This window comes from Urechidicola vernalis (genome assembly GCF_031846385.1).
Taxonomy (GTDB): Bacteria; Bacteroidota; Bacteroidia; order Flavobacteriales; family Flavobacteriaceae; genus Urechidicola; species Urechidicola vernalis.
Map to the genome: position 1 here is coordinate 47,014 of NZ_JAVRHV010000009.1, position 22,463 is coordinate 69,476.

At 32.8% G+C, this 22,463-nt stretch carries 20 protein-coding genes; 9 read left to right on the top strand and 11 right to left on the bottom strand.

Annotated features, from left to right (window positions below; genetic code table 11):
• Genes RM519_RS13685 through RM519_RS13715 form a run of 7 tightly spaced genes read right to left on the bottom strand, consistent with a single transcriptional unit; the run spans window position 1 to window position 8,241 of the window.
• Window positions 1-1,458 (bottom strand): lipopolysaccharide biosynthesis protein, encoded by a 1,458-nt coding sequence (locus tag RM519_RS13685; protein ID WP_311594395.1) that lies wholly within the window; start codon window positions 1,456-1,458, stop codon window positions 1-3.
• Window positions 1,459-1,461: 3 nt separating this feature from the next.
• Window positions 1,462-2,547 carry a non-hydrolyzing UDP-N-acetylglucosamine 2-epimerase gene (gene wecB, locus RM519_RS13690; protein WP_311594396.1) on the bottom strand — a complete coding sequence of 362 codons (1,086 nt, stop codon included), beginning with the start codon at window positions 2,545-2,547 and terminating at the stop codon, window positions 1,462-1,464.
• Window positions 2,547-3,806, bottom strand: coding sequence for a glycosyltransferase family 4 protein (locus RM519_RS13695; protein WP_311594397.1), 1,260 nt, complete (start codon window positions 3,804-3,806; stop codon window positions 2,547-2,549). Before RM519_RS13695 ends, wecB begins: the two co-directional genes overlap by 1 nt.
• Window positions 3,803-4,993 (bottom strand): glycosyltransferase family 4 protein, encoded by a 1,191-nt coding sequence (locus RM519_RS13700; RefSeq protein WP_311594398.1) that lies wholly within the window; start codon window positions 4,991-4,993, stop codon window positions 3,803-3,805. Before RM519_RS13700 ends, RM519_RS13695 begins: the two co-directional genes overlap by 4 nt.
• The gene (locus RM519_RS13705) at window positions 4,993-5,517 is read right to left on the bottom strand and encodes a class I SAM-dependent methyltransferase (RefSeq protein WP_311594399.1); all 525 of its coding nucleotides are present in this window, start codon (window positions 5,515-5,517) and stop codon (window positions 4,993-4,995) included. The genes RM519_RS13700 and RM519_RS13705 overlap by 1 nt, the downstream gene beginning before the upstream one ends.
• Window positions 5,486-7,945 carry a YfhO family protein gene (locus tag RM519_RS13710; protein ID WP_311594400.1) on the bottom strand — a complete coding sequence of 820 codons (2,460 nt, stop codon included), beginning with the start codon at window positions 7,943-7,945 and terminating at the stop codon, window positions 5,486-5,488. Before RM519_RS13710 ends, RM519_RS13705 begins: the two co-directional genes overlap by 32 nt.
• A gap of 23 nt (window positions 7,946-7,968) precedes the next feature.
• On the bottom strand, window positions 7,969-8,241 hold the full coding sequence (locus RM519_RS13715; RefSeq protein ID WP_311594401.1) for a DUF4834 family protein: 273 nt from the start codon (window positions 8,239-8,241) through the stop codon (window positions 7,969-7,971).
• A 95-nt stretch (window positions 8,242-8,336) separates the two neighbouring features.
• On the opposite strand from RM519_RS13715, the gene RM519_RS13720 reads away from it, so the two are divergent.
• From RM519_RS13720 to RM519_RS13760, 9 genes are all read left to right on the top strand, one after another.
• Window positions 8,337-9,260: a transporter gene (locus RM519_RS13720; RefSeq protein ID WP_311594402.1), complete on the top strand. Its 924-nt coding sequence runs from the start codon at window positions 8,337-8,339 to the stop codon at window positions 9,258-9,260.
• Complete coding sequence (locus RM519_RS13725) at window positions 9,261-10,382, top strand: GTP cyclohydrolase (protein WP_311594403.1); 1,122 nt, start codon at window positions 9,261-9,263, stop codon at window positions 10,380-10,382.
• Window positions 10,382-11,092, top strand: coding sequence for a 16S rRNA (uracil(1498)-N(3))-methyltransferase (locus tag RM519_RS13730; protein ID WP_311594404.1), 711 nt, complete (start codon window positions 10,382-10,384; stop codon window positions 11,090-11,092). The genes RM519_RS13725 and RM519_RS13730 overlap by 1 nt, the downstream gene beginning before the upstream one ends.
• The gene (locus RM519_RS13735) at window positions 11,092-11,733 is read left to right on the top strand and encodes a DUF4159 domain-containing protein (RefSeq protein ID WP_311594405.1); all 642 of its coding nucleotides are present in this window, start codon (window positions 11,092-11,094) and stop codon (window positions 11,731-11,733) included. The genes RM519_RS13730 and RM519_RS13735 overlap by 1 nt, the downstream gene beginning before the upstream one ends.
• 53 nt (window positions 11,734-11,786) lie before the next feature.
• Window positions 11,787-12,692: a bile acid:sodium symporter family protein gene (locus RM519_RS13740; protein WP_311594406.1), complete on the top strand. Its 906-nt coding sequence runs from the start codon at window positions 11,787-11,789 to the stop codon at window positions 12,690-12,692.
• The gene (locus RM519_RS13745; protein ID WP_311594407.1) at window positions 12,693-13,730 is read left to right on the top strand and encodes a 1-acyl-sn-glycerol-3-phosphate acyltransferase; all 1,038 of its coding nucleotides are present in this window, start codon (window positions 12,693-12,695) and stop codon (window positions 13,728-13,730) included.
• A gap of 96 nt (window positions 13,731-13,826) precedes the next feature.
• Window positions 13,827-14,930: a hypothetical protein gene (locus RM519_RS13750; protein ID WP_311594408.1), complete on the top strand. Its 1,104-nt coding sequence runs from the start codon at window positions 13,827-13,829 to the stop codon at window positions 14,928-14,930.
• Between the two features lie 19 nt (window positions 14,931-14,949).
• Window positions 14,950-15,813: a mechanosensitive ion channel family protein gene (locus RM519_RS13755; protein WP_311594409.1), complete on the top strand. Its 864-nt coding sequence runs from the start codon at window positions 14,950-14,952 to the stop codon at window positions 15,811-15,813.
• Between the two features lie 83 nt (window positions 15,814-15,896).
• The gene (locus RM519_RS13760) at window positions 15,897-16,931 is read left to right on the top strand and encodes a hypothetical protein (protein ID WP_311594410.1); all 1,035 of its coding nucleotides are present in this window, start codon (window positions 15,897-15,899) and stop codon (window positions 16,929-16,931) included.
• Window positions 16,932-17,006: 75 nt separating this feature from the next.
• Here the strand turns inward: RM519_RS13760 and RM519_RS13765 are convergent, their stop codons facing one another.
• The 4 genes from RM519_RS13765 to RM519_RS13780 all read right to left on the bottom strand — a co-directional run bounded on the left by RM519_RS13765 (window position 17,007) and on the right by RM519_RS13780 (window position 22,446).
• Window positions 17,007-17,492, bottom strand: a complete 486-nt coding sequence (locus RM519_RS13765) for a YybH family protein (RefSeq protein ID WP_311594411.1) — start codon at window positions 17,490-17,492, stop codon at window positions 17,007-17,009.
• Window positions 17,493-17,614: 122 nt separating this feature from the next.
• Window positions 17,615-18,076, bottom strand: a complete 462-nt coding sequence (locus tag RM519_RS13770) for a GNAT family N-acetyltransferase (protein ID WP_311594412.1) — start codon at window positions 18,074-18,076, stop codon at window positions 17,615-17,617.
• Between the two features lie 15 nt (window positions 18,077-18,091).
• Entirely contained in the window at window positions 18,092-19,804 is a 1,713-nt protein-coding gene (locus RM519_RS13775) for a sodium:solute symporter family protein (RefSeq protein WP_311594413.1), read from the bottom strand.
• A 119-nt stretch (window positions 19,805-19,923) separates the two neighbouring features.
• The gene (locus tag RM519_RS13780; protein ID WP_311594414.1) at window positions 19,924-22,446 is read right to left on the bottom strand and encodes a PIG-L family deacetylase; all 2,523 of its coding nucleotides are present in this window, start codon (window positions 22,444-22,446) and stop codon (window positions 19,924-19,926) included.
• Between the last annotated feature and the right edge of the window lie 17 nt (window positions 22,447-22,463).

A 22,463-nucleotide genomic window follows, 5' to 3' on the forward strand; every position in this document is an offset into this window, starting at 1 on the left:
TTATTTTTTAATCACCTGATTAATCAATTCATTAACATCTTTAGAAATTCTCAACTTATATACTATAATTACATACAATAGAATTACAACTGCGCTTTTTAACCCAATATTTACAATAGATATAAACGGAAAGTCTACAAAATAAAAAATTCCAAATATTGCGGTTATGACGGCAATAATATAAATCGTTTCTTTAGCAAAAGGCTGCATCTTTAATTTACGCTTTAAATATAAAACCTTAATCGTACTAAAAACAACAACTGTCATTAAGGTTGCCCAAGCAGCTCCATTTATGCCTAAAAGCCGAATTAGAAAATGATTCAAGACAATTACCGTTCCTGCCATTCCTAATGAAAAATAAAAGAACATTCTATAGTATTTTGAATTCGTAAGAATTGCACCGTTTGTTCCTAAAGCCAACTTATATAATTCTGAACACGATATTATCAAAACAACAGAAATAGCAATTGCATATTGCCCCTCTCCAATAATTTTATAAATATCGTTAATGTTCAAGTTGATTAGTAAAAACAACAATCCACCAACTACAAGTAAATTTATAGAACTCTGTTTGTATAACGTTTTTACTTTTCTCAATTCATTCTCATTCAAATCCTTTGCCGTAATAGGATTTGTAATTTGCTGCATGGCTCTATTGGGAATCGCAACTGTAGATGCAATAAATACTGCCACTCCGTAAAATGCCAAATTTGCTAATTCTTCTACTTGCGGAATCATAAACTTATCAATCTCTAATAAAATAGAACCCGCTGAACCTGCCAAAATCAGGTACATTGAATATCGCAAAATCTCCACAAAATTTTTTGGTTTCGTAAATGTCAATGTTGGCCTATAAATTGACAGCGCATAAACCAACATTACTAACATACGCGCAAAATATAGCGATACAACGCCATAGATAAATTCTTCTGGATTCAACCACTTAAAATAAACGCAAAAAAGTAAAACTGTAACACCAATTCTGACAAAGATCTCCTTTATAAAACTTCCAAAAACAGAATTCATTTGAACTTTAGCCCAAGAATAAAAGACTTCGAAATAGCCCATAAAAATGGCTGTAAAAAATATGAGGTATGTATAATCTTTAATCAATTCATTTTTTACCGATAAAAATTTTGCTATAGTTTCATATGCTAATCCACCAAATATTCCAAGAGGAATAATTACAAGTAACGGAATAATCAATGACCAGGTTAATAAGGAATCTTGATCTTGTTTTGTTTTGTACGATGAAAAGTACTTTACCACAGAGTGTTGCATTCCAAAAACCAATAATGGAAGTAGCAAAACCGAAGTAGAAAGTAAAAATATAATGAGTCCGTAGTATTCATCGGACAAAAATTTGGTATATAATAAAATGGTATTAATGCCACCAATAGTAAATCCTAGAATTAGGATTAAGGTATTTCTAATTGACTGACTTAATACAATTCCCAAATCTTAATTGCTTAAAAGTTGAATTATTTCTGAATGAATTTTATCGCCAACTTTATCTCCATAAAGTTCTAAACTAAAATCTGATTTTACATTCTGGAACAACTCAAAAGATACATTCATCTCTTTAGGATTACTTCCTACAATTATAGCAAATCCATTTGAAACAAGTTCTACCCATTCAGTTTCTTCCCTTGCAATTAAGCAATGTTTCTTATTAAAAAATGCTTCTTTTTGAAGTCCACCGCTATCGGTAACAACCAAGTTACAATTCTTCAATAATTCCAACATATCGAAATACCCAACTGGTTCAATAAATTTAATATCAAAATTCAAATTGTTTTGTTTCAATATTTTTCTTGTTCTTGGGTGTAATGGTAATACAACTTGCTTTTTTTTCGAAATTTCCTCTAGCCCAATGAATATACCTTTCAATTTTTCAAGGTCATCCGTGTTTTCTTGACGGTGAATTGTGGCCAAAACAAAATTATCCTTAACCAATTCTAAATCCGATATAATACTAGATTTTTCTCCAGATGTCTTACTATAAAAATCCACCGCATCTTTCATAATATCGCCAGATTTCACAACATTTATTGGAAGATTTTCAAAGCCTTCAGAATCTAAATTTTCAATTGCTGTATCCGTTGGGCAAAGCAATAAATCCGAAATTCGATCTGTTAGAATTCTATTTACTTCTTCGGGCATTTCCATGTTAAATGAGCGCAAACCGGCTTCTATATGAACAACTTTAATATGCATCTTTTTTGCAGTTAGTGCCCCAGCAATTGTAGAATTGGTATCTCCATAAACCACAACTGCATCTGGTTTTTCACAGAATAGAATCTCCTCTAAATTCTCCATCATTTGCCCAGTCATTGCACCATGCCCTAATCCATTAATCTGTAAATTATATTTTGGCTTAGGAATTTCCATTTCAGTAAAAAACACTTCGCTCATATTATTATCGTAATGCTGACCAGTATGCACAATGACCTCTTCTATTTTCTTATGAGAAGCAATAACTCTACTTAAAACGGCTGCTTTTACAAATTGTGGTCTTGCTCCTAAAATAGTAACAATTTTCTTCATCAAAGTTCTTTTAGTATTGTACTCAATTGTTGCGTTAAATTTCGTCTATGATATTGTTCCACTCCAATTGAATTACAAGTTAACGTATTTGATTTATATGCAGTATACAAATCTAATATAGTCGATTTCAACAATCTCTTTTCTTCAAAATTAATAATAGTTCCGGCTTTTGTTTTTTCAAGAATTTGCGCCAAATCACCATCGGTTGGACCAATTGCTAAAATAGGCCGTTTTGCCAATAGATATTCAAATATCTTTCCTGTTATAATTCCTTTGGCACTTGGCACTTTGTTTACTGCCAAAAGCAATACTTGTGAAGATTGTTGTATTTCTTGCACTTCAGAATGTGGAATGTAAGAAGCAAACTCAACATTTTCATCTAATGCATTAGCAGAAATACTTACCTTACAACTTTGCGCAACCTTTCCTACCAATTTAATATTTAAATTTTCAGAAAACCCATTCACTTCAGTCTTTAATTCATTTAAAACTTCCCAAAGTATTTCCGGATTTCTATCGTTATTCATTAAACCAATATGAGTGATCGAAAACTCTTTATCAAGTTTGTTTTCGCCCTTTATTTCGGCTGAATCATATCCATTGCTTACAACATAAATATTGTCATTAAATTTATCATAATTTAATTTCATCGTTTCTCCAACAACCAAAACAGCATCTGAATTTTCTAAAACTTTCTGCTCCAGTTTTTCGTGTTTTTGAATCGATTTATGAGTTAACGGTAATTGATGAAAGTAATCTATATCTGTCCAAGGATCTCTAAAATCAGAAACCCATTTCACACCTAATTTTTCTTTTAATTGCATGCCGATTAAATGCAAACTATGTGGTGGACCTGTAGAAATGATGACATCAACAGGATCTTCTTTTAAATACGTTGATAAATATTTTACAGAAGGTTGTATCCAAAATTTACGCGCATCAGGAATAAAATAATTAGCACGGATATATTGCATGATTTTACCAATGACACTCGGGTTCTTATCTAAAAAACCTGCACTTGTCTGCTTCTTCTTACCAAGTAAGTTATTAGGCTCCCAAATCGGTTGCTGAATAACTTCAACTCCTTCTGGAATATCGCTTTGTAAACTAAAATCCAATAACGGATAATTAGGATCTTTAACCGTATACACAACTGGCTCAATGTTAAATTCTCTCAGATACTTAACAAACTTCAACCAACGTTGAACGCCACTACCACCAGCAGGTGGCCAATAATATGTAAGAATTAAAACTTTCAAGATTTTATATCTGAGTACAATTTAATCAATTCTTTCGAAGTTTTTTCCCAATAAAATTCGTTTTGAACAAAGTATTTGCCGTTTTCACCTAGCTTTATTCTATATCCATCATTTGCATAAAGTTCATTTACTTTCAATGCAAAATCTTCACTATCTCTTTCTTTATGAATTAAACCCGCATTTGCATGTTCTATAACATTCTTTTGTGCTTTAACATCGCTCACTAAAACAGGTTTTCCAAAACTCATGTACTGAAATATTTTATTTGCATATGTTGTATCATGATGGCGATTCTGATGCAAAGGTGATATGCAAATAGCACTCGAACTTATATAACTAGCAAAGGTAGATGCATCCTGCCATCCTCTAAAATCAACATAATTCTCAAGACTAAGGTCTTTAACTTGTTGCAGTAAATTAGAATCGTTTGTACTTGCTCCAACAATTACCAATAGAATTTCGGGAATATCATTCTTTAAACTATGCAAAGTGGCAATGGCTGTAGAAAGTCCTCTCCTATCCCCTGTATCTCCAATGTAAAGCAATACAAACTTGTTATCAAATTCTTTTACCAAATTAGCATCAATTTTAGGGGCTTTAAAAAATCCCTTTCGGACTGTATTTGGAACAACACATATATCATTTGAAACAATATGTGTTCTACTTAAGATTTCTTCTCTGGCCTCATTGGTTACGACAACCACCTTTTTCGCTTTATTTACAAACACCTCTTCTTTATTTTTCCACACTTTTGGGCTTATCAAATATTTCCCTGGAAAGGTCTTTAAATGTGGATAAAACTTCATAATTTCTGGTCTGTTCTCATGTAAATCTAAGACAGTAGGCAACTGAAATTGCTTATTAGCATTAAAAACTGCTTGGGCAATTTGAATATCATGAATATGAATAACTTCGATATTATTCTCGCTTAGGAAATACCCTATTTTCTTTTCCATTATCTTGGAGTAAAATGGAAAAGAATAAGCCAAAGCAGACAACTTATACTCTAATTTAGAAGAGGAAAACCGACAAACATTAATCCCGTTAACTTTTTCTTGCAACGGATATTTATCATAAGACAAACAGAATAAAAATACTTGATGCCCTGCTTCTATTAAAGAAATCGCCTCATTTTCCACACGAGGATCCGGTGGAAACTGTTTGTCTAAAATCATCCCGATTCTCATCAATCAGATTTTTTTTCAGCATAAACGGCGTAATATCTTGGAGTAAACTTTCTTAAAATTGGTCGAATACCAATTTTATTAATTGGGCTAGTCCATTTTAATGTTTTCTTAATTTCCCAACCCGATTTTTCTAACAACCAATCGAATTGCCAATCTTCAAATTCATGGTAATGTCTATCCCATTTATCCGTTTTAGATCTATAGGCTTTTGCGAACCATAAGTTCAAAGGAATAGAAGCGACTATCTTAGTACTTTCTATCTCTCTTAATACATTAAACGGGGCAATTAAATGTTCAAAAATCTCAAAAGCTGTAACAGCATCTACTTTATGTTTCCTAACAATTTCAGGCAATAAATCTAGATCTTCTCCTTCTGTATTGATCACGGTATAACCATAAGATTCCATTATTTCACTAAATGGGTTTCTCACACCCAAATCTAAAATAGTGGCCGGTGCTGGCAATACCTCTTGTAGAAATTCTATGGTATGCTTATACCGTTTCTTTGGTAGTTTCTTGTACATTTTTTTTTCTTTTTTCAATCATAAACCAACCAAATGGAATTATTAATAAAAGTGTATATGATATTAACGTAATCGTATTCCCTTTTCTAATTACAGTCGGTTCAAATTTAAATTCGATAGTATGTTCTCCTGAAGGAACAAACAAACCACGCAATATGTAATTCGTTCTAATATGCTCAACTAATTTACCATCAATGTATGCATTCCACCCATTCTTGTAATACATCTCAGAAAATACCGCGAAGGCTTCCATGTTACTTTTTGAATTGTATTTCAAATAGTTTGGTTTATAGTCTGTCAATTGAATTGTTGCCAAAGAATCTTTACTAAAACGTAAATCTCTACCATCTACGACATTAGAAAACTGAGCGCTATTTACAATTGCAATCTCTCTAGAATTTAGACTATCTAATGCCTTTATTTCTTCATTGGCATTATCAACAAACCCTATTTTATTCACAAACCAAGCATTACCGTTTGCAGCATCACTTTGCTCCAAAATCTCTTTACCTGAATCATCAGAACTAATAAAATACTTTACATTAAGCATATTAAATACTTCCTGATTTCCCTTAGCCATATGAAAATCATACAATTCTTGATAACGTCTAGGTTTTGCAGCATGATAGCCTCCAATGGATTTGTGAAAATATGGTGTTACACCATCGGCCATCGGGTTTCTATTTAAATTAGCAACCCTATATGTTCCCTTATCTTTTAAAATTTCCTTGTCAATTGCCGAAGCATTAAATGGTTTATTAACTTTTCTTGCCGAAGTAAAATGCGCATCGTTTACATACCTCTTATCCACTTTTACTAAATCCGATACAATAAGAACACCTAATATTGCTACAAAAACAAGTTCTTTAATTTTATTCTGAACAAACATCCAGATTAACCCAGCCAACACGGCAACAAAACCTAACGTTCTTATCGCATCGCCGTTGAAAAGCGACTGCCTATCGGCAACAATGGCATCTAAAAACCCTGCAACCTGAGCATCAATCTGTTCATCTATTGGAGTTACAAAAGAGAATAAACTTGTTCCTAGAACCACAAATAGAAGAGCCAAACCAACCACAATAAAAGTCGTTAATTTTAATCCTTTTAATTTCTCCTCCTTAGATAAGTTATCTGCTAGTAATTCTTTTACTCCAAGTATACCAAGCAATGGAATACACAATTCTGCAATAACTTGTATCGACGCCACCGCTCTAAATTTGTTATAAAGTGGCACATAATTGATAAAGAAATCGGTTAAGAAGGCAAAATGTTTCCCCCAACTCAAAAGAATCGAGAAAATAGTTGCTGCAAGTAACCAATACTTATATTTCCCTTTTACCAAAAATAGTCCAAGTACAAACAGAAAAATGAATATTGCTCCTATGTAATACGGCGCAGCAACAAATGGCATTTTACCCCAATACATTGAAGACACCTGCATTAAATAGTTTGCATCTCCAGGATTTAATCCTTTATTAACTGCATCTTGTAAAAATTCACGTAACTGACTCTCATCAACGCGTTCACCATTTGTACCACCAACAAATCTTGGAATAAACAAACTAAATGTTTCCCATTGTCCGTAACTATATTCAGTAATATATTCTGTAGATAAGCCCGATGTTTTCTCTTTTTCAGATCCATCAGGATTAATAGTTAATTCACTTTGACTTCGTGTACTTTCTTTCGCATATTCTTGGGTCGCCATTAAACTTGTAGCGTTAGTCCCCACCGCAATAATTACGGCTACAACCAAAATTCCAATTGCTTTAAAAAACTCAGGTAATTCCTTCTTTTTAAATGCTTCTATAAATTGAATTATACCCAATATAATAACAGCAAACATTAAGTAATAGGTCATCTGAATATGACTCGCCATTAATTCAAGTGACATGGCTAAGGCGGTCACAACAAACCCCCATAAATATTTACGTTGAAACACTAATAAAATACCCGAAAGCACTAAAGGCATATAACCAATTGCATGTGCTTTTGCGTTATGCCCAGCGGCATATAAACTGATAAAATAAGTAGAGAATCCGAATCCGAGCGCTCCGATTATAGCCAACTTCCAATCTACTTTTAACACCAATAATAAAACAAAAAAACCTACAAAACACAGAAACAAATAGTCCGCCGGTCTTGGTAAAAACCGAATTACACTATCTAGTTTTTTAATAAAATCGTATGGGTAATACGTACTTACAACGTATGACGGCATTCCTCCAAAAGAAGTATTTGTCCAATAAGGCTCCTCATCATGTTGTTTTCTATAATCAACAATTTCTTTAGAAGATCCAATAAATTGTGTGATATCACTTTGTTGGATTTTCTTTCCTTGCAAAACCGGAGAGAAATACGCCAAAGATGCAATAACAAAAATTACAATTGCTACTGCATAGGGAATAAGCTTTTTAAAATTCATTTAAATTAATTGCTTAATTAATATTAATCGACTTCTTCGTAGTCAACATATTCTCCAACCGTATTATTCGAAGATTTGGATTGGTTAGGATTCTTATCTATAACAGTTTCACCAACATTTTGTTTTGGCTGTTGCTTCTGTTGCTGTTGATTTTTTACGCGCTCTTCAAATTTCTTAGCAGCCCTATTTAAAATAATGGGTGCCATATATTTACCTATCATTTTAAGGCCATAGTATACAATAACAATAATGAAAATTGTTCGTAAAAAACTAGTGATTTCTGCCTCCTGCATCATTGTCTAAAAATTTATTTCAAAAATAACAATTTGAATAGAACTTAAAACGTTTACAATGATAAAATCTTATATTTGACTTTAATTAACCCTTCGTTATGAAAAACTTTTTTTTCGTCATTTTCTTTGTTCTATCCGTGCAACAAATTTCGGCGCAATACACAGATATTATTAACTCTAAAAGACCCGGTAATTCTGAAAGCCCATATGGAGTAGGCACAGATGTATTTCAGGCTGAAACTGGATTCTTTTATGGACAAGGTGATTCCGATAGAACCTTTGCAAGAATAAATCCTATGGGAACGAATTTGTTTTTGCGTTATGGTAAATTTATGGAACAATTGGAATTTAATTTAAATTTTACCTATCAGCAAAACGACCTTCAATTCAATAATGTTTTAAGTTCTACGTCTCAAATTAGTGGAATAAGCCAGTTCACTGTTGGTGCTAAATACATGATTTACCAAAAGGAATTTGCAGATAAGTCTAAAGAAATAAGAAGTTGGAAAAAAAGAACTGAATTCGACAAAAGCAGGTGGATACCCTCTGTTGGGGTTTACCTAGGGCTAAATACCAATTTATCAAGCGAAGACTATAAAGAAAGTGGTATAAGTCCTAAAGCAGCCATCCTTTTGCAGAACGATTTTACTCCTAGACTAAACCTTATAACAAACTTAATAGCAGACAAAATAACCACCGATTATTCAGTATACTCATATATTCTAACGATGACCTATGCCATGAATGATTTATGGTCTATTTTTGTCGAAAATCAGGGTGATTTTACCGAATATAGAAACGATTTTCAACTTGGAACTGGAGCTGCTTATTTGTACTCTAGAAATTTACAATTTGATGCAGCAGTTAGAGCAAATTTAAATCCAGATGAGGCTGGGTTTATTGCGAGTATCGGTGCCTCTTGGAGGTTAGATATGCATCAAGATGAATTAGTTGAATCGAACCAAGGTGGAAAACCTAAAAAAAACGGAGGGCTCTTTGGCCTGTTTAAAAAGAAAAAATAAATGATTTTGATAAAAGAAGTTAGTTCTAAAAAGGAAATGAAAGCATTCGTTAAATTTCCTTTTTCATTATATAAAAACCATCCTTACTGGGTGCCGCCGATTATAAATGATGAACTGGCAAGTCTAGATAAAAACATAAACCCTGTATTTAAACATGCAGAAGTCAAGTTTTTACTCGCTTATAAAAGTGGTAAGATTGTGGGTCGTGTTGCTGCCATAATTAATTGGACTGAGGTAAATACCCAAAAAATTTCAAAAATGCGTTTTGGATGGTATGATATTATTGATGACATAGAAGTTTCAAAAGCGTTATTAAATAGAGTTCATGAAATCGGCAAGAATAATAATTTAGAGTTCGTTGAAGGCCCTGTTGGATTCTCGAATCTTGACAAAGTTGGAGTTTTAATAGAAGGATACGATTATTTGGGCACTATGATTACATGGTACAATCACCCTTATTATGTTACGCATTTAGAAACTTTAGGTTTTAAAAAGGAGAAACAATGGCTAGAAAGCATCATCGAATTTAAAGATATCGACCCAACTAAATTTACGCGCTTTTCTAAATTAATTTCTCAACGATTTGAATTAACTGCAAAAAGATTTACAAGCACCGATGAATTAATGCCCTATGTAGATGAGATGTTTGATTTATTTAATGATACCTACAAAACATTGTCCTCATTTGTTCCAATTTCTGAAGATGAAAAAAGTTATTTCAAGAAGAAATACATTCATTTAATAGATCCCAATTTTATAAAATTTGTGATGGATAAAGATGATAAAATGATTGCTTTCGCTATTACGCTTCCTTCATTTTCTAGAGCATTGCAAAAAGCAAAAGGAAAGTTATATCCCTTTGGAATATTTCATCTTTTACAGGCTAGAAAAAAATCTGATGAAATTATTTTTTATCTTATAGGGGTGAATGAAAAATATCAAAACAAAGGAGTTACAGCGATAATTTTTGATGAATTTTATAAATCTTGTAAAGCAAGAGGAATTAAACGATTGATAAGAACACCTGAGTTAGACGAGAATGAAGCGATCCATTTATTATGGAAAGATTTCAATCCATTAATTCATAAAAGAAGAAGAACTTATAGACAAGATATTAGTTAATGCAACTTTTTTACAGCGAACATATCTCAAATAATTATGCTCAATTTACTTTTGATAAAATTGAAAGCAGACACATTGTGAAGGTTCTCAGAAAAAATACAGGAGACCAATTAAATATTACCAATGGAAAAGGTGATCTATTTACTGTAGAAATTGTACTTCCCAATGAAAAAAAATGTCTTGTAGATATTGTAAATTCAGAAAAGCGAGTAAAACCTTGGAATTACTATTTACATATTGCAATTGCTCCAACTAAAAACAACGATCGCTACGAGTGGTTTTTAGAAAAAGCTACGGAAATTGGCATTGATGAAATCACACCAATTATTTGTAAACATTCCGAAAGAAAGGTGATTAAAAAAGAGCGATTTGATAAAGTAATCATTTCTGCTATGAAACAATCATTAAAATTTCGATTACCAAAATTAAATGATGTAGTTTCATTTTCAGAATTTATTTCTAAGGAAATAGAAGGTGATAAGCTCATTGCTCATTGTGAAGAAACGAATAAAAAAACTCTAAAACAGGTTATACAAGGCTCAAATAAAATTACAATTTTAATTGGTCCTGAAGGTGATTTTTCAATTGCTGAAATTGAAAAAGCACTAGGCAAAAATTTCGAACCTGTTACTTTTGGAGCAAGTAGATTAAGAACTGAAACTGCAGGTATAGTTGCTGCGCATAGCGTTTCGATATTAAACGAAAAATAATGAAAAGATTTATACTTATTTTTTCAATACTTTTTAGTTCATCAACCGTTGGGCAAGAATTGGCAACCTTAAAATATGACGGCGGTGGTGATTGGTACTCTAACCCTACAGCACTGCCTAATCTGATTCAATATTGTAATAATAATATACAAACAAAAATATCCAGCAATCAAACTTCAGTAGAAGTAGAAAGCATAGATTTATTTAATTATCCATTGGTATTTATGACTGGGCATGGGAATGTTTATTTTTCAGATTTTGCTATAGAAAATCTACGAAATTATTTAACATCAGGAGGTTTTTTGCATATATCAGATAATTATGGGTTGGATCCATACATCAGAAAAGAAATGAAAAAGGTATTTCCAAATGCAGAATTTGAAGAAATACCCAACAACCACCCTATTTATCATCAATCGTATAGTTTTGATAAAGGAATACCTAAAATTCATGAACATGATAACAAACCTGCGCAAGGTTTTGGAATTTTTATTGATGGAAGGTTAGTATGCTTCTATGACTTTGAAACTGATTTAAGCGATGGTTGGGAAGATGCATCTGTACATAATAATCCCGAGAGCACTAGAGAAAAAGCCTTACAAATGGGTGCCAATATTGTGCAATATGCTTTTTCTAATTAAACAACTTCGTTTCTTAAAATTGGTGTATATTACTCAAAATTAAGAACCACTACATGAATGAAAACCTCGATGCAATTCGGATAAACTTTAATGAAGACGGTCTTTGGGTACTTAATATTGCATTAGCTGTTATAATGTTTGGGGTTGCCATAGGAATCACTATTGATGACTTTAAACGACTTATACATAGTCCTAAAATTGTATTAACCGGTGTTATATCACAATTCATATTATTTCCTGCAGTCACTTTTTTACTTATTAAAATAATTGACCCAGCACCAAGTATTGCTTTAGGAATGCTTTTAGTTGCGGCCTGCCCAGGAGGTAACATTTCTAATTTTATGACACAAATGGCGAAAGGAAACGCGGCCCTTTCGGTAAGTTTAACTGCATTTGCTACACTCATTTGCCTAGTAATGACACCTTTAAATTTTCAGTTTTGGAGTAATCTTCATGAGCCCACGGCTCAAATTTTACAATCGGTACAATTAGATTCTTGGAAACTTGTAAAACTGGTATTGCTAATCTTGGGGATACCGCTTGTTTTAGGAATATCTTTTAGACGCTGGAAAGAGGACTTAGCCTTAAAAGTAATGAAAGTTCTAAAACCAATATCGGTAATGGTTTTTATTGCTTTAATAGTTATCGCCTTTTCTCAAAATATCGATATTTTCTTAAATCATATTCACTATGTTTTATTTATTGTTTTAATTCATAATATCATTGGTTTACTTCAAGGTTATTATGCTGGGCAAATTATGAGTCTCAGTTTTAAGAATAAAAAAACACTATCTATAGAAACTGGAATTCAAAATTCAGGTTTAGGCCTTGTTTTAGTATTCGCTTTTTTTGAAGATTTGGGTGGCATGGCCCTGTTAGTTGCCTTTTGGGGAATTTGGGATATCGTTTCCGGACTAGTACTCGCTGCCTTTTGGGGGCGTAAAAAAACAAGTAACTAAATGAAGCAACTTTGGATAACAATTGTTAAGAACTATATCCGAATTGGGCTGTTCTTTTATTATAAAAAAATCAATGTTGTAGGTAAGGAAAACATTCCAAAAAAAGGTGCTGTAATGTTTGTTTCTAACCATCAAAATGCACTGATTGACCCTTTAATAATTGGTACAACCAATGGTAGAAATACCCATTTCTTAACTCGTGCAGGTGTTTTTAAACGAAAATTAATCATTAGATTTTTTAACAGCGTTCAAATGATTCCAATCTACCGTGTAAGAGATGGTTGGAATACAATTCCAAAAAACATTGCCATTATTAATAAATGTATCAATCTTTTACATAAAAATAATGTCATTTTAATTTTTCCAGAAGGAGGACATAATTTGGCAAGAAGAATTCGTGTGCTTAGTAAAGGATTTACACGAATTTTGTTTGGTACTTTTGAGATATATCCAGAAATGGAAATTCAAATTGTCCCAGTAGGTCTTAACTATGATCATATTCTAGACCATCCTGCTTCTTGCTCGGTATATTATGGAAAACCAATTGATGCTAAGAAATTTTGGAATCCTAATGATATTTTTACTTCTACCAATGAACTCAAAGAAGTTGTAAGAAATGAAATGAAAGTGCTTACCACGCATATTGAAGATTTAAATAATTATGATAAAATTGTAAATGCTTTAAATAATGATAATGCTGACTTTCTGGACCCAATTGCTACGAATATAAAAATCGAAACACTTAGCCTAAACCCAAATACAACTACATATAAAAATAAATCAAGCTCAATAATTCGTATTTTATTCATTGCAAATAGTCTTATTCCTTGGTTATTATGGAAAAAAGTACAACCCATTATTAAAGAGTTGGAATTCACAAGTACGTTCAGATTCGCTTTCGGAATAACACTTTTTCCGTCATTTTATGTCATTCAAAGTTTTCTTATTGGTAGTATTTTTACCTCAGCTTGGGGCTATTATTACCTTTTCACAAGTATCTTAATTGGTCTTTTAAATAGTAAGTTCACTAGTAGATAGTTCATTATTGAAAAATAAAAATAATAACTGAATTACGTATATTTGCTTTAACAAGAACAAATATTGAAAAATATTGTTTTTATAAAACAAAAAATTATGAAAAAACTCAGTCTTCTGCTGCTCCTATTTCTAGGAGTGACAATATACGCTCAAGATACCACTACGGTTACCGCTGCAAGCGAAGATATTAGTGAAAATCTGGACTTAGAAGCAGTAGCAGCGGCCTTTGGAGATTCAAAGGATTTGGAAGATTTCGAGAATAAATTAAATGATCCAAAAGAAAAATTATCCAACTTAGATTTAAATGATGATGGCGAGGTAGATTACTTAAGGGTTGTTAGTAATTCCGATAAAAACACCCATGTTGTTACGGTTCAAGCAGTAATTGGTAAAGACCAATTTCAAGATGTTTGTACCATCGATGTTCAAAAAGATTCTAAGGGAGATACGCAAGTACAGGTAGTTGGAGATGTATATATGTACGGAACAAATTATATTGTTCAACCAGTTTATGTTACGGCTCCTGTTATTTTTACTTGGTTTTGGGGTCCAATTTTTAGACCATGGTATTCTCCTTTCTATTGGGGTTACTATCCACCATATTACAGACCTTGGCGGGCCATTGCTATTCATAACTACAGATATCATGCGCGTACTTACGCACACCATCGCCATTCGTACAATAGAGCAAATGTTAGAATTAATAACAATGTAAATATTAACGTGAATAACCGTAGAAATGATTTGGCTGTAACAAGACCAGATAATTCATTTCAAAAAAGAAACAAAGGTGTAACCAATAAACAGGGTTTATCCAATAGAGCCGCTACAACTAACAATAGAGCAAATACTAATAATAGAGCAAACACCAAAAATAAAAGAGACGGCAAGGCCACCACAGGAAATAAAGTTTCACCAAGTTGGAAACCGTCATCTAGAGAGCGGGTTCATAAAAGCACAAGACCATCTACAAGACCAAGTACAATGCCAGGGTCAAGACCATCAACAAGGCCTTCAACTAGGCCAACTTCACCTTCTACTCGACCATCATACAATCCTAGTTCTAGGCCTAGCTCTAGACCAAGTACTAGACCGAATACAAGGCCAAGCACAAATACTAGACCAAGCACCAGACCTACATCAAGGCCATCATATAACAGATCGATGCCATCTAGAAGCATGGGTACTAGAAGAAGATAATCAATAAATAAACAAAATAATGCAAGATAAATTAGAACAAACAGCTGAAATAATAGGAGAACAAATAGCCGATTCTGAAATTGTTGGATTTTTTGAAAAACACAGTGACAAAATTGTTGATTTTGCAGTAAACATTTTTGCAGCGCTCGCAATTCTTATAATTGGTTTATACGCCATTAGAATCATATTAAAAATAATGAATAAGATTTTAGTTTCTAGAAGCGTAGATGAAACCTTAAGAAGGTTTGCACATAATTTATCTGGATGGGTGCTAAAAATCATGTTGTTCATTGCTGTAGCTTCTAAATTAGGAGTAGAAACAACTTCATTTGCTGCATTAATAGCAGCTGCTGGTTTAGGTGTTGGATTTGCCTTACAAGGGGCGTTAGGTAATCTTGCAGGGGGAGTAATTATAATGCTCTTTAGACCATTTAAAATTGGAGATTATATTGATGTACAAGGGGAAGAAGGATTTGTTGAGGATATTCAAATTTTCTCAACCATAATAAGAACGTTTAGAAACAAGACAATTTATATACCTAATGGCGCTTTATCTAATGGAAACATTATAAACATTAGTGAAAAAGGGAATTTACGTTTAGACGTAGAAATAGGTGTTGATTACGCATCAGATATTAAACAAACAAAAGAAGTTCTTGTTGCTGCTGTTGAAGGCATAGAAGGCCTTTTACCAACTCCAGCGCCTTCCGTGGTTATAACTGAATTAGCCGATAGTTCTATTAATTTTAAAGTGTTTTTATGGGTAACGCCTGAGACCTTTTATTCGGTAAAGGCGGCGGCCATTGAAAACTGTAAAATTGCCCTTGACAAAGCTGGAATCGAAATTCCTTATCCTCATCAAGTTAATATTAGTAAAAAATAATAAGCATCCTCACAACGAGAATTTTAAATATTAAAATGGAATAATTCTTGATTACAAATCATCAAGAAATAAAATAAGATACCATGAGAACAAAATTTTTAGCAATTATAATACTAGCGTTTAGTCTGCTTAGTTTTTCTTCATTTTCTCAAACTGAAAATGACCAACCTTTACTAGGCCTTCCAGGAGATGACCTTGACCTCTATGCTGTTTTAGATTTATTTCAAAAATCTAAAACCATAGAAGATTTCGAAAAGGCTTTAAATGATGATAAAGCAGGAATTGTTAATTTGGATTTAAATAATGATGGTAAAGTTGACTTTATTAAAGTTGCAACCGAAAAAGACGGTGATAACTTTCTATTTATTCTTCAAGACCCAATTAGTGAAAAAGAAACGCAAGATGTGGCTGTAATATCGGTAACAAAAGATTCAGAGGGTAAAGTTTCCTTACAGATTATTGGAGATGAGGAAATTTATGGCAAAGATTACATAATTGAACCTCGTTCCGAACCGACAGAATCGATTACTGCAAATCCTGCATACGTAGGTGAAGATCCTGTTACTGTTAATGTCGAAGCCTCTACTGAGGTTATTGTAGTCCAATCTGCACCTATAGTACAATATGTATATTCTCCTGCGTATGTTCCATATTATCCACCCTATTATTACGGGTACTACCCTCCATATTGGAGACCTATTGCTGTAATTAGTATTGGAATTTACAGACATAATCATTACCACCACCACCATGGCTATCATGGCGGCCATAATAACGTTAATATCAATATTAACAATCGAAATACCTATAATATCTATAATAAACAGACAAGAAACACTTCAAATACTGTAAATAACAATATAAAAAACGGAAATTTCAAAACCGCTGGACAGTCCGGTTCTCGTCCATCTAACAGAGCAACAACTTCAAACAGGGCGACAACTTCGAATAGAGCGTCTACGACAAACAGAGCATCAACAACAAATAGATCTACGAATAGTAATAGAAGTACTTCACCTAGTAACTATAATAGATCTTCCGGAAGAACTATGGGGACTCGCCCTAGTGTATCTAGACCAACTGGAGCTAGAGCAGGTGGGGGTGGAAGAAGACGTTAATCTTCATATCAAAAATAAAAAAGAGATGCTGTTTTAATAAAACAGCATCTCTTTTTTATTTTTCTTTAAGATTATTTAATCCAATGGCATGTCTGATGCACTCATATCTCTAAGGCAAACATATTTACCATCCCTTTTTTCAAAGAGACTCATGTAATTACCTGTATTTATAGCAGTGTTTGTAGAATCTACAACAGTATAATAACCAATTTCTAATACTTGATTACCATCATTAGAAGGAAAAACTTCATAAGTTGTAAATAAGATTCTTGTATTATTTATACTTCCTTCATCTAACTTTAAAAACTCTAATCTTTCTTTTATACTTCTAATTGGTTTCATGTTTGGATAAAATGTTACTGCATCTTCAGCATAATATCCAATATTCTTCAATTCACCACTGTTATAAATTTCAGCAAACTCATTCTCTCTTTCCTGAATTTCTTTTTTTATTTGCTCCTTATCAATTGTTACATTTGAATTAGCACCGTTTGAATTACAAGAAACTAAAGTCAAAAACATACATCCTAACATTAATCCTTTTACAAATAAATTCTTCATACTCTTTTTTTTTAATTCTAAAATTTTATCGTTAATCCAAAAATAAGGTAAAAATCTTAATTTTTACATTAATATTAAATGTGTCAATAAATTTACTTTACAATTTCTTTTCAAAAAACAACTCAAATACTCATTCTCATATTTAATAAAAGGGGTGTAAATCCAGCTTTTTCATATGCCTTTATAGCCCCACTATTTTCTGAATAAACATCCAATCGTACTTCTTCAATACCCATTGAAGAAATCCATTCTAATAACTTATCTATAAGAATTTTATTAATGCCTTCCCCTCTAAATTCTGGCTTTACATACATAAAACCTAAATAGGCAAATTTAGAATGTTTTAAATATGGCTTTGGTTCTTCAATTCTTGCATAACCTGATCCAACCAATTCATTATTTATTTCTGCAACCATAACTTCTACTTCTGGTGATTGAATCATCTTTCCAATGTCATAATAAGAAATAGGATCATTATCTAATGTTTCATCAAAAGAACGTTCAAAAGAAATAACACCTTGCTCAAAAGTCAACAAGGTTTCTAAATCATCAATTACAGCTTTTCTTATAATCAATCCATTCATTTAAACATTCTAATTTTACTTAGTCGGTTTTTTAGATAATGATTGGATCATAAATGCCATTAAAACAACTAATGCACAACCAATTAAATTCAACCATAAATATGCTAATTGTATCACTTCGATTTCATTTAAATAAAACAATAACAGCACACATACTTCTCCCAAAATCGCTCCTATAAATGTAGCGTTACCTCTAATTTTCTTAAAGAAAAAAGCAATGGCAAACACCCCTAAAATAGTTCCATAAAACAATGAACCAATTATATTAACGGCTTCAATTAAATTGTCAAACAAAGAGGCGAATGTTGCAAAAATAAGTGCCATAATTCCCCAGCCAAAAGTGAACCACTTAGACATTTTTAAATAGTGTTCATCACTACCATCTTTTACAAAAGATCTTTTATAAATATCAATTACAGAAGTAGTAGCTAATGCGTTTAATTCTGATGCCGTTGAAGACATCGCTGCTGAGAAAATTACGGCTAGCAACAGTCCTATTAAGCCAATTGGAAGATGTGTAGTTACAAATGTTATGAACACATAATCAGAATCTTCAGTTTCGAGTTTTATCGTTCCATTATCAGAAACTTTTTTCACCAATTCTTTAGCCTGATCTCTTAAATCTATCTCTTTACTCAGTGCTTCATTCATTGTAGCAACCGCCTCTACATTATCTTTTCCTGTTTTCTTATTCTCTACAACTGTATAAATAGCATCTCTTTTCTGATCAGATAAATTATTCAATTCCGTCTCTAATTCGGCATACTCATTTGCGTATTCTGAACTCTTTACAACCTCCACATTTGCTTTGTTAAAATGCAGTGGAGCATCATTAAATTGATAAAAAACAAACATCATGATACCAACAAACAAAATTGCAAATTGCATTGGCACCTTAAACAACCCATTAAACAACAAACCTAATCTGCTTTGTGTTAATGATTTTCCAGATAAATAACGTTGAACCTGTGATTGATCTGTACCAAAATAAGATAAAAACAAAAAAGTTCCTCCTAATAAAGCCGACCATAAATTGTATCTATTAGATAAATCAAATTCGAAATCTACCACATTTAGTTTCCCCATATTACCCGCGATATCAACGGCATCTGAAAAAGAAATGTCCGGCGGAAATTTTGCAACGATTATAAGAAATGCCACAAACATTCCACTTAATATAACAATCATTTGTTGTTTCTGGGTTTGACTTACAGCATTCGTTCCTCCAGATACGGTATAAATAATAACCAATGCTCCTATCAAAAGATTGGTTACATTTAAATTCCAACCTAATATTGATGATAATATAATGGATGGTGCAAAAATGGTTAAACCCGCTGCTAATCCTCTTTGCATTAAGAATAACATGGCAGTAAGAGATCTCGTTTTTAAATCGAATCTCCCTTCTAAATATTCGTAAGCCGTATAAACTTTGAGATTGTAAAATTTAGGCAATACAAATACACACAGAATTATCATGGCTATTGGCAAACCAAAATAGAATTGTGCAAAACGCATTCCATCGTCATATGCTTGTCCTGGAGTTGATAAAAAGGTTATGGCACTGGCTTGAGTTGCCATAACTGATAAACCAATAGTGTACCATGGTAACGTTTGCTCTCCTCTAAGAAATGATTCAGTTGTTCTTACATTTCTTGTTTTCCATATTCCGTACCAAACAATAAGCACTAAAATTCCAATTAAAACAGTCCAGTCTACTATATGCATTAGGCGTATTTTTTAGTAAATAATGTGAATAAAATAACAAGTATTATCTGAAATAATAACACAAACAGATATAACTGATTCCAAGATTTAAAAATTGGTGGTTTCTCTTCAGACATAATTTAATTATTTTTATTTAATTCGGTTTCATTTTTCCCAATGGAGAGCAAATTTGTATACAATCTAAAGGCTCCGGAAACTCCTGCTGGCAACTCTCTAAAGAAACTTAACCCTGTGTATATAAAATGTCCCTCTCCGTATTTTGCCACTAATAAACTTCCTTTTTCTTGAGATTTCCCAAGATCATTCATCCCTAGAATAGCCGTATAATCTGCACTCCATTCTTTAGGAAAATAAAGACCTCTTTCTTGCACCCAACCATCAAAATCTTTCTCTGAAATCACATTTGGATATTGCATCACTTCATGCTCTGGTGCTAGCATCTGCACTTCAGAATTTTCATTTGTAACCCTACCTCTACTTAAGGTAATTGGCAATGGAGCTACTTTATCCACTTTCAATCTATGGCTTGTGTTGTATTGCACCAACATTGTACCACCATTGTTTACATATTCATGCAATATTTCCTGATAAAACTTTGCATTATCACTTGTATTATAAGTTCGAACTCCTAACACAATGGCATCAAAATCTTTTAATTTATCGGCTTTAATTTCGTTGTCATTCAATTCTATTACCGTATAACCTACTTGTCGTAAACTAGCAGGAATATCATCTCCAGCCCCCTGAATATAGCCTATAAGTTGTCCTTTTTTCTCGATAGAAAGACGTACCACTTTGCTTTTAGACGGCATTAAAACCGATTGAAATGGAATATGATCATAATCAATCTCGACCAACTCATTACTAAACTTTTTACCTTTATAACTAATCAATGGAGAGATAAATCCATTAGATTGTTCTTTAGACGGTGTTATATGGAATGTTACGCTTTGTTCCGCACCTTTAGTTGCTATATCCAATGCATAATATTGAGGACTTACATTCCATCCCTCTGGTATATTGAGCTCAATTTTCCCCTTCACTCCTGGCTCATTTGCTCTAACAATTACGTTTATTTCTTTTTCATGTTCGTTTGGAAAAATCATCACCTTTTCAGATAAACTTGCCGACAATTCAGGGATAACTTCAAAAGGCCTATACACTTCTCCTTTTACAGGATCGTTATATTTATAGACTACTTCTTTTAAAAAATCGAATGTGAATCCTTCAATCTTTACACTAAAATTAGCTTTCAGAGTTCTTGGAGTTTCTGGTAAACCGATTAATTCTTCATTTACAACTTTATACATCCCCAATGTTCCAGGCTCTTGCAACCAATATGGACTCGTATATTCCATATCATTAAGTAACACTCCATCAAGTTCCATATTAACACGCTTATTTTCCATTAATTCGGCCCCATCGTAATTGGTAACATACAGTGGTAAAATATTAACTGTTCCTAAGGTAATTTTCGCTTCACTCCTATTTATTGCTTCTATTTTAAAATCTACTTCACTTCCTCTAGTGGCATAAGGCTCAGAACTTGTAATTTCTAAAAATAACCCCGCACATGCCTGAATTATTTTCTTAATTTCTTTAGACTTCTGAGTCCTCCAATAATCATCTTCCAAATCCAAAATTAGGCGATATGCTTCTATAAGTTTGCTAATACTTTCACTAGGGTTTCGAAATTCGAAATTATCCTCTACTTCCTTCAGTATATTTCCAATAGCCTCTCCGCCTTCAACACGATTCCAAGAAGTATCAATTCCATCAAAAACATTATCTACGTCCAATGGCATATCTCCTTTTACCAATTCTAAATATTCATTTCTAACCCCTCTTGAACCTGTACTTCCAAATCCTTGACTCTTATGCATACTTCTGCTTAAACTAGAAATCTCAGTATTTGACAATCCATTGGAAGGGTAAAAGGTCCCAACATCTAAAACAACCATATTAGATTTATCCGCTTTGTCAAATGCTTCTTGCCCACCATAAAACCAAGTTGAAGTATTAAAGAATTCTCTTCGTGGCTGCCAAACATCTACTTGTACTAACTGCTCAGAATACTTATTAGGATCGCCAGCCAAATCAAACGCTAATTCACTTAAAACTGCAGAAGACGTATGATGCCCGTGCGTGTTTCCAAATGATTCTGGTTTATGGCTAAATCTGTTTATTATAACATCGGGTCTAAACTTGCGAATTGCCAAAACAACATCACCTAAAACTTCTTCTTTATTCCAAATTTCTAAGGTCTCATCTGGATGCCTAGAATAACCGAAGTCGTTTGCTCGTGTGAATAATTGCTCTCCACCATCTGTCTTTCTAGCTTGCAATAATTCTTGTGTTCTAATAACTCCTAAAAGTTCTCTTATTTCTGGACCAATTAGATTTTGACCACCGTCTCCTCGTGTTAACGATAAGTATCCTGTTCTTGCCTTTACATCGTTTGCCAAATACGAAATTAGGGTTGTATTTTCATCATCTGGATGTGCTGCTATATATAATGCAGTACCCAAAAAATTCAACTTTTTAATATCTTCATAAATCTCTGAAGAAGATGGTTTTGGAGGTTGTTGTGCCGATAAAAAAAATGGAATGCATAAGAAAAGAGTGAGCAATATTCTATTCATAAAAAAGTAGTGTTAGT

Excerpts from the sequence above, each read along its gene's own strand:
- RM519_RS13710 (WP_311594400.1), bottom strand. The coding sequence starts at position 7,945 with ATGAATTTTAAAAAGCTTATTCCCTATGCAGTAGCAATTGTAATTTTT.
- RM519_RS13745 (WP_311594407.1), top strand. The coding sequence starts at position 12,693 with ATGAAGCAACTTTGGATAACAATTGTTAAGAACTATATCCGAATTGGG.
- RM519_RS13715 (WP_311594401.1), bottom strand. The coding sequence starts at position 8,241 with ATGATGCAGGAGGCAGAAATCACTAGTTTTTTACGAACAATTTTCATT.
- RM519_RS13755 (WP_311594409.1), top strand. The coding sequence starts at position 14,950 with ATGCAAGATAAATTAGAACAAACAGCTGAAATAATAGGAGAACAAATA.
- RM519_RS13725 (WP_311594403.1), top strand. The coding sequence starts at position 9,261 with ATGATTTTGATAAAAGAAGTTAGTTCTAAAAAGGAAATGAAAGCATTC.
- RM519_RS13705 (WP_311594399.1), bottom strand. The coding sequence starts at position 5,517 with ATGTACAAGAAACTACCAAAGAAACGGTATAAGCATACCATAGAATTT.
- RM519_RS13770 (WP_311594412.1), bottom strand. The coding sequence starts at position 18,076 with ATGAATGGATTGATTATAAGAAAAGCTGTAATTGATGATTTAGAAACC.
- RM519_RS13700 (WP_311594398.1), bottom strand. The coding sequence starts at position 4,993 with ATGAGAATCGGGATGATTTTAGACAAACAGTTTCCACCGGATCCTCGT.
- RM519_RS13730 (WP_311594404.1), top strand. The coding sequence starts at position 10,382 with ATGCAACTTTTTTACAGCGAACATATCTCAAATAATTATGCTCAATTT.
- RM519_RS13760 (WP_311594410.1), top strand. The coding sequence starts at position 15,897 with ATGAGAACAAAATTTTTAGCAATTATAATACTAGCGTTTAGTCTGCTT.
- RM519_RS13775 (WP_311594413.1), bottom strand. The coding sequence starts at position 19,804 with ATGCATATAGTAGACTGGACTGTTTTAATTGGAATTTTAGTGCTTATT.
- RM519_RS13735 (WP_311594405.1), top strand. The coding sequence starts at position 11,092 with ATGAAAAGATTTATACTTATTTTTTCAATACTTTTTAGTTCATCAACC.
- RM519_RS13750 (WP_311594408.1), top strand. The coding sequence starts at position 13,827 with ATGAAAAAACTCAGTCTTCTGCTGCTCCTATTTCTAGGAGTGACAATA.
- RM519_RS13720 (WP_311594402.1), top strand. The coding sequence starts at position 8,337 with ATGAAAAACTTTTTTTTCGTCATTTTCTTTGTTCTATCCGTGCAACAA.
- wecB (WP_311594396.1), bottom strand. The coding sequence starts at position 2,547 with ATGAAGAAAATTGTTACTATTTTAGGAGCAAGACCACAATTTGTAAAA.
- RM519_RS13765 (WP_311594411.1), bottom strand. The coding sequence starts at position 17,492 with ATGAAGAATTTATTTGTAAAAGGATTAATGTTAGGATGTATGTTTTTG.
- RM519_RS13740 (WP_311594406.1), top strand. The coding sequence starts at position 11,787 with ATGAATGAAAACCTCGATGCAATTCGGATAAACTTTAATGAAGACGGT.
- RM519_RS13780 (WP_311594414.1), bottom strand. The coding sequence starts at position 22,446 with ATGAATAGAATATTGCTCACTCTTTTCTTATGCATTCCATTTTTTTTA.